The 15724-nt window shown below is 42.5% G+C and carries 8 protein-coding genes; all 8 read right to left on the reverse strand.

Features of this window, described 5'->3' with window-relative positions; genetic code table 11:
* Window positions 1-2 precede the first annotated feature (2 nt).
* Entirely contained in the window at window positions 3-368 is a 366-nt protein-coding gene (gene mobC, locus PYW37_RS06755) for a plasmid mobilization relaxosome protein MobC (protein ID WP_025016780.1), read from the reverse strand.
* 8 nt (window positions 369-376) lie between these two features.
* Complete coding sequence (locus PYW37_RS06760) at window positions 377-625, reverse strand: hypothetical protein (RefSeq protein ID WP_025016781.1); 249 nt, start codon at window positions 623-625, stop codon at window positions 377-379.
* Window positions 612-881 (reverse strand): hypothetical protein, encoded by a 270-nt coding sequence (locus PYW37_RS06765; RefSeq protein ID WP_025016782.1) that lies wholly within the window; start codon window positions 879-881, stop codon window positions 612-614. The genes PYW37_RS06760 and PYW37_RS06765 overlap by 14 nt, the downstream gene beginning before the upstream one ends.
* Window positions 871-1890: an ArdC-like ssDNA-binding domain-containing protein gene (locus PYW37_RS06770; protein WP_025016783.1), complete on the reverse strand. Its 1020-nt coding sequence runs from the start codon at window positions 1888-1890 to the stop codon at window positions 871-873. Before PYW37_RS06770 ends, PYW37_RS06765 begins: the two co-directional genes overlap by 11 nt.
* Window positions 1891-1911: 21 nt before the next feature.
* Window positions 1912-11418: a helicase-related protein gene (locus PYW37_RS06775; protein ID WP_025016784.1), complete on the reverse strand. Its 9507-nt coding sequence runs from the start codon at window positions 11416-11418 to the stop codon at window positions 1912-1914.
* Between the two features lie 360 nt (window positions 11419-11778).
* Window positions 11779-12342, reverse strand: coding sequence for a PBECR4 domain-containing protein (locus tag PYW37_RS06780; protein WP_025016785.1), 564 nt, complete (start codon window positions 12340-12342; stop codon window positions 11779-11781).
* 577 nt (window positions 12343-12919) lie between these two features.
* On the reverse strand, window positions 12920-13204 hold the full coding sequence (locus tag PYW37_RS06785) for a hypothetical protein (protein ID WP_074453811.1): 285 nt from the start codon (window positions 13202-13204) through the stop codon (window positions 12920-12922).
* A 213-nt stretch (window positions 13205-13417) separates the two neighbouring features.
* Window positions 13418-15661 (reverse strand): hypothetical protein, encoded by a 2244-nt coding sequence (locus PYW37_RS06790; RefSeq protein ID WP_025016787.1) that lies wholly within the window; start codon window positions 15659-15661, stop codon window positions 13418-13420.
* Between the last annotated feature and the right edge of the window lie 63 nt (window positions 15662-15724).

Consider the following 15724-nt stretch of genomic DNA (forward strand, 5'->3'; position numbering starts at 1 on the left):
GCCTATAGTCGCCTCTCTTCTTTTTTGACTTGCTTTAGTTGCTCACTCACAAGAGTGGTCAAATCTGCCATTTGGGTTTGCAACTGTTGAATATCCGCAGGCGAGATTTCTTGAAACTCATGCGCCAGTTTGGCTAACTGATTGATGTTATTGCCAATCCGATTGACCTCAAAGTTGAGCCTTTTGAGTTCCGAGTAATCCGTGAAATGGACTTCTCCTGTGATAAGCAAAATCCGAGCAAAGTTTTGAAAATTATGAAAAGGACTCGCTTCAACCTTGGCATTGATATAGTCATTTTCTTCATCATTAAATCGAATAAGCCGTTGATGACGGCGATTTCGATTTTCCTGAGCCTTCTTTCCTTTCATTTTTTACCCTAACCTTTCCGCTTCTGTTCTAAAATCAGGCAGGGGAAACCCAGCTTTTCCCCTGCACCCCATTTGGGAGAAACAAGCTTTCTCCCGAGCTTCTCTCTCCTTCTTGCAAGCATAGTGTTTGGATATCCAAACACAAAATTTATAAAAAGCGCCGAAACTCGTTCGACGCTTTCCATAAGTTTTGGGGGTGTCCCCCAATCCCCCAGAGCACTTTTTTCTGAGGAAGATGCCGCTTTATTTTTTCCCATAAGCCACCAAAATATCTTCAATCAATGTATTGACTTCTGCCTCTGATAACTGCTGAAATGCCGATTTGGCCTTACGTAACTCCGTCACATTCGCCTCAATTTCTAAACGCTCATAGGACGTTATCTTGGCATGGAGTTTACGAATGAGCTTTCGTTGATTGAAGGTTTTCGCATGAATATCAAGCCGTGGCGACTCGCTGCTGGGATCCTTGAGCAAAATTCCTAAGACCGCAAGTTGTAAATTCTCATTCGTCATTTTCTACTTTCCTCTCTTTTCGCATCACTTGTGAGCGGGCTTTGCGTGTCGCATTGCCTGCTTTCATTCTCCGATTCATCGCTTGTACCGCCGCATTTTCTGGTGAGGCAGAAGAAGGGAGCGTAAAAGAACGCTCTGAAACGGGCGGTGCTTGTCCCCGTCGTCTGGCTTTTTGAACCGCCAATAAGCGACGCTCAAAGGGATTTTTCCCCACGGTTGGATCAAACGTCGCTTCTAAAATCGGGTCTAGTCGTCGAATGATTTGCTGAAGGAGGACCGTCAAGTGAGACAGAATGGGTTCAAAAAAGGCGGGCGTCTTGCCCGATTTTGTCCACTCCGCTAACTCTGGAAAGGCCTCCTCTTCGCACGAGAGCTTGAGATGACCAAAAAGGGCGTAACTTATGGCGCGCACCTCAAAGTCCCTGATTTCTTCGTTCATTGTGTCAACTTCTAAAGCCACCAAGCCCTGTAAAATTCTTTTAATCGTGGTTTCTTCTCCCAAGCCTTGCGGAACCCATACCTGTTTTTTATCGGGAAGGGTTTCTGATTTTAGGAAGTCAATGGCTACCTTGCCCGCCGAAAAAGCCCGAAGGCCGACAAATAATTTGGCATAGCGCAAAGGTGTCCCTAAACATTCAGGGTGATTAAACAGTGGCGTCCATTCTTTTTGTGAGGCGTTTGTTTGACTCACATCAAAAAGACAGGGAGACAGAATAAATTGAGTGTCGATCATTCTCTCCCCGTCTTCCGTGGTTAATAACTGATGCTGCAGATCACGCTTGACGATTTTCCGTGGCACGATCACTTCAAGCGCACGACTTTTTTTCTTTGGCAGCACTCCTATTTTCTGCCACTCCTCAAAGGTTAAAACCTTTGTCGCAGTCGGAAATTGCTTCAAGAGCTGCTGAAGATTTTCCTGTGAATACCTTAGATTTTCTGCCGCAAAGCGTAAATAATGCTTGAAAGCAGACACTTCAAATAGCCCTGAAAGTTTTTTTTCGTTTTCCATTGATTCCTCCATTTTCAATTTTTAGCCCAGCGAAAGTTGTTTTTCAGGCGGCAACTCTTGCGTCAACTCTCTTGCTAAATCGGTATGGTCTTGCAAGTGAGCATAGAGTTGCGTTTGAATCAAACTCAGTTTGTCTTGTTTCAAGCTTTGTAAGTGAGCAGGAAAAGCAATCCCGCGTGCTGTCCATGTTTCACATAGTTGCGCGTAAGCTTCTTCCTCTTCGTGAAAATCAAGCACCAATTCATCTCGTTCTGCTGGACTGAGGGCTTCATCAAGACTTTTAAGACTGTCCTGATATTGGCGTACCAAGTTAAAAGTTAAAGCTGACAGCTCCTCATCAGAGAGGGCAGTCAGGTCAAAGTTTTCCAGAAAGCCAGATTCAAAGTAGTCCAATTCTTCTAAGTCGATGCCTTGAATTTCTCCTGTCACCGTTTGTTCTATGCCGTTCAGCGCAAGAAAATGCTCTGCCTCAACCGTCTCATTTTCGGTATGGTCAAGCTGAGCTTTCAATTCTTTCAGGCGTGCGGTCTTCTTGTTAAACTCTTCTTCGCGTGGAAAAGGCAGCGAGCGTTCGGCTTCAAGGCGCTCAATGGCGGCTTTAATCCGTTCAATTTCCTGAGTGGTTTTGTCTAAATCCCAGAAGAGTTTGTCTAACTTGTTATTGATTTTAACGAGCGTCCCCAACATACTGGTGATGCTCAACTGCACATGATAATCGGTCTGTCCTCGAAAGAGAAAAGTTTCATTTTCACTTTCAAAGAGCTGCCCCTCTGGGGTCAAGCCATGACTGATGTGATAAATTTCGAACCCTCGAAAGACCGCAAGCTTAGCTTGCTGCGGCGTTTCGGTTACGTGTTGCGTGATAAGCTGATGAAAAAGTTCGGCGGCAGCTTTTTTATCGTCACTTCCGAAACGTTTTTCTTTCCCCTCATAAAATAAGGTCATCTCAAAAGGAGCGTCTTTCGACTGTTCTAATTCGGACACATCTTGCTTTACAAGCACCGCACGTTCCTCTAAAACAGGAAGTTTGGCTTGCTCCCGCTCAACACGTTTACTTTCAGACACTTTACTCTCATAGTAACGATTTCGAGCCTGCTCCAAATTTTCAACTTGCATTTCTAATTGCATATACTCCGCTTTGACAGGGTCATCGGTCGCAATCGCCTTATAGACTGACGGGCCAAATTCATTGTCCATTTCATCAATCTCACGAACATTAGATTTCCCACGCATCAACTGATCCACTACTCTTTTCTTATTTTCCTGAGTTTGCCACATGAAAGAATCCATTGACCCTTTGGTAATATAGATATGAATTTGAACTTCGTCATTTTCATTGCCTTGACGGATAATCCGACCATTTCGCTGGGTGCTGTCACTTGGTTTCCACGGCACATCTAAGTGGTGGACGGCAAGAAGTTTATCTTGAACGTTAAGTCCTGTCCCTCCTTTACTCGTGCTGGCCATTAAGATTCGAATTTTCCCTGTGCGCATATCTCGCATCATCTGCTCTTTCGTCGCGTCAGTCGCTTCGTGAATAAAGCGAATTTCTTCCTCTGGAACGCCTCGTAAGACAAGCAGATGCTTGATTTCGTCATACGCTGAAAAGGAATTGACAGAGCGGTCAAGATTGTAAGAGGCGTTATTCCTGTACTTCAGTGGCACCCCCGTATCCGAAAAAATCATCTGGGTCGAGCGTTCCTCTTTCGTAGCTGCCCAAATTTCATAGATGCTGTCCACAACCTGAGTGATTTTCTCAGAATCCTCCTCCGTGTAGCGGTGGCTATCCAGCATCCGCATATCCATCGTGAGCTTTTTATTTTCACCCAAAATTTTGAGCATGTTATCCTCAAACGGCTTGACAAGACGAGCTTCAATCGCTTCCGCTCTAGCCACCAAGCCCTCAATATACTTGACTTGCTCAGGAGTGGTGTGGGACTCATGAACCACAGTTTTAGCTTTAGGGACGGGTAAATCAAGGTCTTCTGAGGTCTGAATATCCGCGACTTCCAGAAACATATTCCGCAGTTCTGGCATATTCCCAAACTTGGTAAAGCGCCGCTTGGTTTTATAATTGCCTGCGACATTCAACTCAAAGACATCTTCAATGATCCCAAAAGTTGAAACCCAACTGTCAAAGCTCCAGACGTCGTATTGCTGGAGCACGTCAGGCGCAAGGTATTTCATCATAGTATAAAGTTCCACCACAGAGTTAGAAATCGGCGTTCCTGTTGAAAAGAGTACGCGTTTATTATCGTACTGAGCGTGAAGATATTGGGTCTTCTGATCCATGTCCATGGCTTTCTGGCTCCGTGCATCCGAAATCCCTTTGACTTGTCCCAGTTGCGTTTCTGGGGCTAAATTTTTATATCCTTGCGCCTCGTCCACGTTGAGCATATCAATTCCCAATTCCTCGAAATCAATAAAGGTATCAATGTCCCGTTTTTGCAGTTTTTCGAGCCGTTCTTGGCAACTTTTTCGATACTGTTCAACCTTTTTGACAGTATGGCGCTGGCCGCTCAGTTTAGCGAGGCGCATTTGACGCTCTGCCTTGTCAATCTCGTCTTCAATATAGCGTTCTTGATAGGCTATAGACATCCCAATCTTGCCAAACTGAGAATCGGCCACCACGATAAAATCATAGTTACCTGTCGCAATACGACTAATGAACCGCTTGCGATTATCTTTGGAAAAGTCTTCCGAGTGGGCAATTAAGACCTTACTTTCAGGAAAATACCGATAAATTTCACGACCGAATTGGTCAATCAAGGGTTTTGGAATCACAAAAAGCGGCTTTTGAATCACCCCTAACTCTTTGAGTTTAAGATTGGCCGCCAGCATGGTCAAGGTTTTTCCTGACCCGACTTCATGAAACAGGCCTGCCCGTTGCTCTTGAATAATACGCATCATGGCATTTTTCTGGTGCGGACGCAGGGTAAATTGTTTGGCAAGCCCTTGAACAGTTAAGTGACTGCCGTCATACTTTTTAGGGACCACCCGATTCATCTTTTCGTTATAAATCGAGACAATCTCTTCTTGCCTATCTGGATTTTTAAGCACCCATTCCTTGAAAGCCGCCTCAAACTGTTCGCCTTTCGCTTGTAATTCCGCTGTCGCGACTTCGTCCACAATATACTTGGGCTTAGCTTGTGGCGGATTATTGGGATCCAATTTTTTAATTTCTAGCGGGCGTTGATTAAGCAAACTTTGCGCCAGCTGCTCACCATCATATCTTCCCACGCCGTATTGGTGCTCATTGGCGTCTGTCCCTTGATTGGCAACATGAACCGCATAGCTATCTGTGAGCTTGTCGTATTCAATCGTCACTCTGTCAGGCTTTTGACCTAATGCATTTTCCAAAAAAGCCGCATACAAGGCCATCGGAATAAAGCGCGTCCCAAACTTATAATTGAGTTCACTAATGGTAATATCTGTAGGAATGACAGCTTCAAGTGCGACAATGTTCGCACTCCAATCGCGGTCTTCAACGCCAAACTCTTGTTTCGTTTTGGCCTCGGCGAGCTTCGTTTTAACATCTCCTGAGAGATAATCTTCTCGTGTGGCATAACGTCCCTCGCCAACATAAAAAAGCTTGTAGCCAAGCTCTTTAATGATGTCTGCCTTACTTTGTGAATAGACGGCTGCCATATAGTCAAAATCAAGTCTTCCTTTATGATTAAGCGAGGCAAGGAGGGCATCTTCAGCCGTTTTGACTTCGATTTTCTTTGGTTGGGATTGAATGGTAGGCTCAAAAAAGACCGTTCCTTTGACTTTCATTAAGCGCTTGGTTTTTTCGTCCTCGACATCCACCTCAATTGAGGCCAGCAGTTGATAGTAGTCATCTTGCCGCATGAGCAGCGAATTGGCTCGACTACTAACATGGCCGTACTTTTTGACAAAGCTGTCATATTGCGTATTCAAAGACTGACGTAATTCCTCATAAGCAGCCACGTCATAATCTTCTTCATGTTGAATCGCAAGCAGTGCTTGGAGCGTTTTTCTAAGTTCAATCATGGCACTCATCGCTTGCACTTCCTTAGCGGAATAGTTGACATGATAAGTATAGGTTGTACTTTCTTTGACTTTTTGGGTCAAGAACCACTGCGCATTGGTTTGTCCCAACTCATACTGAGCCTCCCCTTGATTAAGCGTCCCCTCCTGCACTAAGGTTGCTCGTTCTGCATCGCTTAATCCCAAAACCTCAAAAGCCCCATCATCAGAGTAAATCTCTCCCTCAATCACATCAACTTTGAGCTGTTTGAATTGGAAATTAGGTGTTTCATCGTAGATTTGTGCTTTATTCCTAGCATAACGGGTCAACTGATTTTTGCGGGTTTCATGAACGTTGAGGGTAACACTCGACGACTTTTGAAAAAGGGTAATGGCTTCACCATTATGATAATAAGGTTTTCGATTAAAAACCATCAGCGTGTACGGTTCAATCTCAGAAGTTACTTCCTCTGGTAGGTCAAGGACGGATGCTTCCTCGATTTCATAAAGGGCAGCAGGGGTGTCAGATTTGACATACTGTTCCCCTTCTTCAAACCTAAAAGCAGCTTGGAGTTTTTCGGGCAATTTCTCATCTGAAAAATTCGCTTTGACCGCTAGTCTGCCCCCATTAAACGTTTTAATGGTGAGGTCTCCTAAAACTTGTTCAGGGTGTGCTTCAAAATAGCGATTATAGAAAATTTGGTTGCCTTTATCGTCTGTTTTAGAAGTGGTTTCAATCCATTCAGGGATTGCTTCAAAATCCACCAGATGACTGTCCTTTTGGAAAATCAAAATGTCTGAAGGCGTCTCCGTCCCCGCAATTTGCGCAAAAGCACGGTCAGGCAAGCGAATCGCTTTGAGCAGCCGCGCCTTTTTGGATAACTCGGTGCGAAAACGGGAATCGCGCTTATCCATTGTCCCCGTGGAGGTAATGACGGCCACTAAACCGCCCTCATGGACTAAATCAAGTGCGCGCTTGATAAAATAATCATGGATCACATAGGGACGATCATAGCTTGGGTGTGTCAAATGAATTCGATCCGAAAAAGGCACGTTGGTAACCACCAAATCCATCGCATTCTCCGCAAAGTGCGTGGCTTCAAAGCCTTTAGCTTGGATATTGACGGTCTGTTGGAGCTGCTTAGCAATGCTTGCGGTCAGCGGGTCAATTTCAACCCCAAAGAGGTCAGAAGACGACTTCATAGACTCAGGCATCCCGTGAAAGAAATTCCCCGTTCCCATGGAAGGCTCCAAAATTCGTCCATTCTCAAAGCCTAAGTCAGAAAGGCCTTGGTAAATGGCTTGAATAATTTCAGGAGACGTATAAAAAGCCGTCAAGCTAGACGCACGAGCGGCCTTATATTCTTCCTCTGAGAGGAGTTCCTTGAGTTCTTCACGGTAATCTTCATAGCGCGGATTCTCCTCATCAAAAAGCGTATTGACAATCTCGCCATTTCCCCAGCCCACATATTTGGCTAAAACCGCTTGTTCTTCTACCATCGCCATGCGGTGTTCCGATTCAAGCGCTTTGACCAATCGAATCGCCGCAAGATTGGATTCAATCTTTTCACGGATAGACTTTGGATAAACAAACCCCGTCTCAGGAAAATGATAATCTAAGAGCGGTGGAACTTGTATCGGCTCAGTTTCGGTTTCAAGCTGGTTCTCGTCCAGAACCATTTCTTTTGACATAGGCATCAGTTCGGCTAAATAGCCTTGCTCAAATTCCTCTTGCCAAGCCCCAAAGATTAAAGCCAAATCGCCAAATTCATGATAGGCTGCCTCAACCGCTTCCCGAATCGGTTGCTTATCGTCTTCGTTAATCCACTCAAATACATGAGCCTCTTGACGGACTTCATTGTCTTGTTGTAACAAAGAAGTGGCATAATACTCGTAAAAATCTGTGCGCTCTTTATGAATAAGAAAAAGTGTTCCGCCTACTTGGCGCGTTCGCAAGTCTTTCAGGTCAGCTAATTCTCCGAGATAAGCCGTTTTCAGCCTTTCAAGGGCATTTTGCGGAGGCAATGGACTGCGACTTTCTGGGGAGGAATCGCCTTGAACCGACTGGCCACTTTTTTCAGTTTCCTTAGTTTTCGGCTCGTCTATGAAGTCAAAGAGAGAAATTTCACTTTTCGGCTGCTCTTGCGTAGCCGTAGATAAAAAGCCTGGATTATTTTCAATCGAAACTTGTTGAGAAGTAATCAGCTGGTCATAAAGGTCTTGCCAAGAATGAATCCCTGTTCTGTCCAGTACAAATTCACTGAGCGACCCGCCACGGCTATTTTGAATAAATGTCCGCAAGTTTTTTAAGTCTAAAGCTTCAAAAAGGGCTTCACTAGAGTGGCTATAGTGCGTTATCGCAGCCTGTCGTTCTGAATCAAGGGCACCTGTTCCTTTGAGAAAGGTTTGTCCTAAGCGCTCATGAGCGTTATTAAAGAAGCGAACTTCTAAAGTGGCATAACTGCTATCAATCTGAAACCACAAATCAGGCAACGGCGTCGCAAAAAAACGTTCTGCTTGTTCTGCTTCCCCAGCAGTTTTTTCTTCTGGTAATTCTTTGGGATTGACAGACTGGATTTGGCCGAGCAATGCTTCAAATTGTTCCTTAAAATGAACAATCCCAGTGATTTGATCCGCTAAATCTGAGACCTCGTAATGCTCCGAATCAGCTTCAATTACCACCTCATTCAAAAGCCCATCAAAGCTGGTTTTAACAAGGGTTAGATTTTCACCTTCTTTCAAAATCACAAACTCTTCTTCTGGAAGGAGGGCTGTTTTGACCTGTGCTAAAACTTCTCTTGGACGAAGTCCTGTTTTTTCTTTCTCTCCCGAATTTTTAATTGGCTCCGTCTTATCAAGCGTATGCCTTAAAGCAAACCACTCTTGATATTCCAATTTTTCAGAAGAAGTCAAAAAAGCTTCCTCTTTTATCAGTTTTGCCAGCGTTGCATTAAATTGAGCCCAAGTGAGTCGAAAACGGTCCGAATGTTCCTGAGAATTAAATTGTACAAATTCTACTCCTTTTCCGTCATAATTGACAAAATAAGGACTGTCTCCAAACCCACTATGTCCACTTAACCCATACTCATTTTTTATAAATTTCACGCGGTCAGTCGCACGAGATGCTTCTTCAAAAAATTCATAAATCCGAAATTTACGATGACTGTGTTGTTGGGTTATTTCTTGGCGTAGCGTTTCTTCATGAAGAACTTCTAACGCTTTTTCGGAGGGTTTTTCATCTTCGATATTTTCTGAATCAGCGCTTTTGGATTTATCAGGCAAAAATTGAAACAAGAAATTACGCGCTGCGGCATATTGCCTTTGCCAAGAGAGATCTTCTTTTGCAAAACGCGTGCCCTCTAGCATTTGGTTCACTTGGAGTGCGGAAATTAAAAGTTCGCGGTAACCTGCCCATTCTAGGGCTGGACGAATATTTTTTCTAACTTCCTGCCAGAGGTCATAATAAGCATTGGGCGTTTTGTCTTTTTCTGACTGCCACACGGCTTTGAGTTTTTCATCAGTCAAGCTCCGCAGCTCTGAAACATGGTCCAAAAAAAGTTTTTCAATCGGGCTCTTTTCGTGGTACTGTTCCTGTGGGGCAAGGGTTGCGACATTAGACACATAGAATAAATAGGCCACATCATCGGTTTTAAGTTGCTCAAAGAGGGCTTGAACAGAATCAAGTGAGCTTTGAGACTCCTTTTTCCATTGATGAAAATTTCCGTGAAGTGTTGAGGAATCAAAGTGTGGATAGACCGCAGCGACAAGCGCCTCAATTGCTTCTTTTTGCGTGCGGGAAAGCTCCCTTGAGGCGGGAAAGAGTTCAACCTCTCGCCCGCCCTCTGGATAATCTCGATAAATGAGGTCACTCAGCACTTCCTCATAATATTGAGCTTTCCCTTTGGCGATTTGAAAGCTGTCAAAGTCTTGATAGTCTGTCAATTCTGCTTCGGAATATTCGCTTTTCCAAGCCTCAAAATTTGCCACAGCTTGACGATAAGCTGTCCAGTCTTGAATAAAAGCATCGTGGAGTTCTTGGAGCGCCGTTTCATCAGAATGCTCGACTTTTTCGGGTGCTTCATCTAGTTGAAGTGAGGTAAGTCCCTTTTCAAAAACGTCAAAGACACGGGAGCGAATCGGGGTACTCATCGAATCCGTTTGAAAATCCCCCTGTTCCGTAGAAACACCAAAAATAACCCGACAATCATCATTGGTTCTAAGCGTTCGTCCTAGATAGGTGTAATAAAACTGAACCGCTCCTTGGGTGGTTTCAATCGCATAAGTATCATAAGCCCCCGACACATTATGTCCCTGTGCTTTGAGGTCTTGTTGGTGCATATAAGAATCATAGAGCCTTTTATAGGCCGCTATCATCTCTCGATGGTACATTTCTGAGCTAGAGACCAGTTGTTTTTGGGTGATTAGAGGTTCACTCTGAGTTTCCAAAGACGAAGTGGAGCCCTTTTCTTTTTCTTGAAAAGTTTCCTCTGACTGGCTTTCATGTAGGACCTTCTGATCCGCTTCGGTTGAATCCGTGAGCGCCGTGTTAGGTTGGGAGCTCTCTTGCTCTGGAAAAGTTTCTTTTTCGTTGGACCTTTCCTTTATTTCTGAAAATTCTCGATAGATGTCCTGCAAAAAGAGATCCGCAAGCCATGACTTGGCGGCATCTTTTTCAAGCAGAGCCCCATAGAGGACTTGATTTTCTGAGTAATGCGCAACCAGTATTTCATTGACAGCCCCCACAAAAGTAAATCGGAAATCTTCAAGGGTATTTACTCGTGCGGAAGCAGACAATTTGGCATCATGAAGCAGGTCCTGTTTGACTTGATATAGCACTTCAAAATAAGCCCGATTAGGGAGGTCAAGTCTTGATTCTTGATAGATTTTCAAACTTTCCTGCTCGACTCGCTCAATCTGTTCCTCAGGAAACTGCCTTGAAATGTCAAGGGCTGTAACTTTCGGGGCTTTAGCCGCTAAAGCTCTTTGATGTTTAAGAAGTTGTTGCTCAAAGCCTCGTGTAAAGCTATTGGCGAGATTGAGCACATGAAAAATTCTTTCCCTATTTGGAATGTTGATAAATTCTCGCATGAGGTCATCTTCTAATTCAATCTTTAGGGCTGAATGAGCTTCGTAAAGTCCGTAATGCGCATAAAGGTTATAAAGCGCAACCTTTGTGGCAATTTCCTTTTCAGTTGCTGTAAATTGTTGGAGGCTTGAAAAATTGGGACTCAAAAAAGAGTTCATGGCTTTTTGCCCCTCCTCAATCATATCATCAGGAGAAGCTTGAAAGGTAGAACTTGATAAATGAGCTACCTCGCACATTTGATTTAACAAGTCTTTATCGCTAACGTTAACAGAATCCTGATTTTCCATTTGAAAGGATCTTTGTGGATAGCTCTCAATAATGGTACGGATGCTCGGTTCTTCAAAATGGTGACTATTGAACGCAACAAAGTCTAAAACTTCAATGGGTGGTGCAATCATAAAATGCTTTATGAATTGAGTGGGTGAATAATTTTTTATTGTATCTTTTTCCATGCGGTAATTCCTCCTACTATTTTTCGGGGAACGAAAAAAGCACACCACAAATTTGTGATGTGCTTTCTAAAATAAGCAAGACTTTCCCCATTTTATCCTGCTTATATCAATGATTTTCTTTTATCAAACCTCCACGCCAACAAAAAAGCTACCATGAAGGCATAAAAAAACGGCGAGTGATCTTTACGACCACTAACCGCTTACTTGTAAATACCAAAAAAGACACCACTCGGATGCCTTTTTCTATGTTTTTTATTGGGCTGCTTCCCCTACTTGTCAAAGCAAGTACTGTATTGAGTTTTCTTAGGGGGACTAGTTGCCTTTATTTTATTAAAACAGGTATTTCCTGCCTACAGAGCTTTAATCTTCTCTTTGTTTCAGAATTGCTTTATTTCCTGTTTCTCGATTAATCGTATAAACTTCTAAAACAATTCTCCCCTTAGATAAATCATTCCGATAATTTTTCAAATTGATGGCAGTCCGCGGAAAATAAAATTGCCTACTTTCGTCTTTATCTAAACCTATCGCAAGCACCATCTTTTTCGTTTTCAAGGCCTTATCTATCACAATATGACATAGTTCAAGCTTATCTGTTAACATTGCTTCTCCCTCAAATAAATCTTGAAAACCGTGCATGGCTTGAAGTTTCTCAAAGGTGTAATCTTGAATTTCTACTGACCTCGGATTCAAACTATGAGTTTTAATATTTTGCCAAAATTGTTGCTGACTACCGACATACTTAATGCCAAGCAAATGTGGCAAATTTCCCCGCTTAAAATTGAGCTGTAAGGTTTCATGCTCAGTGACGACAAAGATTTTCTTTCCGATAAAATGCTTGGCAACGTACTCCGCAATCTCGTAAATAAAACTCAGTTGTCGCTCAAAGGATCGCTCCTCTGTACGGTTCATTTTCCTAAAACTCATCAACTTTCTCCTCAAAAAAAGCCCTGCTCGATAAGGAGCAGAGCCCAATGTTAGGTTTAGTTATCGTGCCTGCCACGTTGTTCCGTCTAAATACGGACAGTAATTTCGGGTTTCGTTATCGTGCCCGCCACGTTGTTCCGTCTAAATACGGACAGTAATTTCAGGTTACAGTGCCTAACCACTTCTGTAAGGTCTCCCTTACTTCTCTTATATTATATCAAATCACTTTCCATAAGTCAATCGGATGATTTTTCCACTAACGAGTTCTAAACAGCTCTCTTTCTTTGACAAATTCAGCTTTTACGCCGAGTGACAGGGGGACAAAATGGAGAACTTTTCCAAGCGTTTATATCAATCGTTGATTCTCCGTAAAAGTGTAAATAGTAAGGATTGATAAGATTTCCTAGAAAGGAATTATAGCTACTTTTCCTTTCTTGTCCTCCCCATTATACTGCTTCAGTCAATTTTCACGGTTGCAAACGTTGCTTCTCAAACATTGCTGTCATAGCAACATTTCTAGCCATTTTCAATTAACAAAATCCCCCCTTTATTGTTAATTATTCTCGGAAATGGATCACTATAAATGGGGGGAGGACTGACTTTCTTTTTTGGCCACAGGGCGCTCTTCTTGAAGTTTACTTTTGAGGTTGATTCCCCCTTTGACTAAATAATCAGATAACAGCTCCTCAAAGTAGTGAGTTAAAGGTTCGCTCACTTCTGTCTCGTTGGCATCAAAAGCAGCAGCTCTTAGTGGGACATTCACCCCACGCACGTTCCATTCCTGAACTAATAAATCATAGCTCCCTTGCTCATTCTCATAATCGTTCATATAATCCTGTCGTTCAGAATCATCGTTTTTCATTTCGTTAATATACTGAGTTGTTTTATAGATTTGATGAATGAGATTAAGCGACAGAGCTACAGGCTCCTTTTCTGTCAGGGCTGACAGATTAAATTGACTGAAGACGTTCTCTTGCCAATAATCTAAATCATTGATGTTAACCCTCTCAATGATTCCTATCGCATGAACTGTTGAATCAACAAGCTTTTGAACATAACTCAGCGTTTCATTTTCTTAGTTTCCTTTAAAAATCTCCTGTTGGAACATTGCCATTTTCTTTTCTGTACTTATTTTTTGAACAACCTCATCAATGGTTAAACCAACGGCCTCCAGAATTTCTTGAATCCCTTCAAAGGTGAGCTGATGATCCTCTAAAGCCATGATTTCAAAGGCGTCATAAGCAATTTCTTTTTCCTTATTCTGATATTCTACCCAGTGATTCGTCGTTTCTTCAATCGGGGAGCGCAATGCTTCATCTTCTAATAGCCCTCTGCTTACGCCTCCCTCAAACTCAATCGGTACATCCACAGACTCCTCAAAGTGTTCCGTAAATTTAAGGTGATCCATCATCCAATCTTGCACTTGATTTAATTGTTCTTGATCAAAGTCAAAGATTTCATGAAGACGTTGCGACCATTCTTGTCTGATTTCAGGAATAACCCCAGGAATATTTTTTTGAATAACATTAAGCAGCGCTTCAGAACTATCGCCTACATAGAGGACTGATTGAGGTCGGTTGAAATTAGAAAGAATAAAATCTGAACTTTGATGAGCATTGACTTTTGAAAAGCCTGATTTTGCAGTATCATCCTCAAGTTCCACGATTTCAGGATACTTTTTTTGATAGTCTCTCACAATCTGAAGCAACAAATCTTTATCAAGCAGCCCACCACCAACTGATAACACTTCATTTTTTCCAGAAGCCAATGTTTTCAAATTTTTTATTTCTTTAATCATGCTAAGGTGGGTAAGCATTGTTTCTACTTGTTGTGCTTCTTGCTTTTCTTTTTGAGTCGTAAGCAAGATTTTCTGAAATTGGGGAATGTTTAATATCTCAAGTTTTTCTAATTCATTCCTCAATTCGAGTTCATCAACCAATTTATCATAGATTATTTTTACTTTTACCTCATCGGTGTAAACCATATTCCCATTTACCGCACTATTATCTAGTGCAACAAAACTCATGTTTCCACCCTTTTGGGCTAATGAGTAAAGGGTAGGTAAATCTAAATGAAAAGGGTGCTCCGCTAAATAGTTTGAAATCTCATTTTCAATGTCCAGCTTAGTCAGTTCTGTATCATTTACAGTATTAAAATAACTCAATTCATCGTCAAAGACATCGTACAAGTCGTCAAACCAATCATTTTGTAAAATCAAATGAAGTTCTTGGTCCGTCCGTGGTGTAACGGGCGTCCCTAGACGTTCAGCTTCTTGACGTTCCTCGACAGACAACTCCCCGTTATGTCGTAAATAATCTAAGGCGAGAACTAGAAATTCCCTCGCCAAGACAGACGAAGTGGAATCATACTGAGTGGAAACGGAGACAACTTTTTCCCCTGTTCTTAAATCACGACCATAAATGTCGGGTCGATTGAGAGAAAAGATAGGGAATTTCTTATAAGTATCGCCTCGTCCAATATGGCTGTCGTGATAGTAGATAGAAGACTGGGTTTGACTGGCTTGATTGAGCCACGTTGCTTCTTTAGCACTGATTTCTACTGCTGTGAAACCAAGCAGCTCTCCATCTTCTTGGGGTGTGGAATGATGAAAGTGAGCTTCTCCTCCCATTTCCGTATAGTTTTCTGGGTCAAGCACATTCACAAAATAATCCGCCCCTGCCTCCATAGCTTTTTCAGGTGCTTCAAAAATGCCCAATGTCCTAAAATCATTGGATTGGATATCATATACGGCATAATATTTTTTATCCTCCTCCAAACTATTTTCTAATAACAATGCTTCTGCGGACGCAACATAATGATACGGTTCATGTCCCACTTCCCATTCATCTTCAATAAACGTTTGCGTTTCAGACAAGGCTTCTTTTACAATGGCTAAAAGTCCCTTTACCCGTTCTTGCGCAAATTCTGAGTCGGTCCTTTTTACTTCCTCTAAGAATTCGGGAGCCTCTACCAATTTCACCAATGAGTCTGACATTCTCACAACTTGGCGATCAGAATTGACAAGAACATACGTGAAGTCGTTGTTCATTGACAAAATTTTGATTTGTTCGCTGTACACCTTATAGTCACTACTTAGACCTTGCGTAACCATATTTTCAGAAGCCCTTGTTAAAGCTATGTACACTTCTGGGTCCAAGTTTTCGTAGTTTTCATCCTCCAAAAGTTCCTCTACCGTAAGCCCTTCACTGATTGCCTCATCATAACCAAACGGGTCAAAAGCGCCCTCTATCAAGGCAATCACACTTTGATAGTGCTCATAATAGTTCCAAACTAATGTGTTTATTTGTTCATTTTCCATTCATTCCTCATTTCATTTTTGAGCAAAACAAAAGCACCTGATTTTTTTATCAGGTGCTTTCGC

Origin of the sequence: Lactococcus lactis (assembly GCF_029023865.1) — a bacterium.
GTDB classification, from domain to species: Bacteria; Bacillota; Bacilli; order Lactobacillales; family Streptococcaceae; genus Lactococcus; species Lactococcus lactis.

Coding starts and splice junctions, on each gene's coding strand:
- PYW37_RS06780 (WP_025016785.1), bottom strand. CDS start 12,342: ATGAGTTTTAGGAAAATGAACCGTACAGAGGAGCGATCCTTTGAGCGA.
- PYW37_RS06770 (WP_025016783.1), bottom strand. CDS start 1,890: ATGGAAAACGAAAAAAAACTTTCAGGGCTATTTGAAGTGTCTGCTTTC.
- PYW37_RS06785 (WP_074453811.1), bottom strand. CDS start 13,204: ATGAAAAACGATGATTCTGAACGACAGGATTATATGAACGATTATGAG.
- PYW37_RS06760 (WP_025016781.1), bottom strand. CDS start 625: ATGGGAAAAAATAAAGCGGCATCTTCCTCAGAAAAAAGTGCTCTGGGG.
- PYW37_RS06775 (WP_025016784.1), bottom strand. CDS start 11,418: ATGGAAAAAGATACAATAAAAAATTATTCACCCACTCAATTCATAAAG.
- mobC (WP_025016780.1), bottom strand. CDS start 368: ATGAAAGGAAAGAAGGCTCAGGAAAATCGAAATCGCCGTCATCAACGG.
- PYW37_RS06765 (WP_025016782.1), bottom strand. CDS start 881: ATGACGAATGAGAATTTACAACTTGCGGTCTTAGGAATTTTGCTCAAG.
- PYW37_RS06790 (WP_025016787.1), bottom strand. CDS start 15,661: ATGGAAAATGAACAAATAAACACATTAGTTTGGAACTATTATGAGCAC.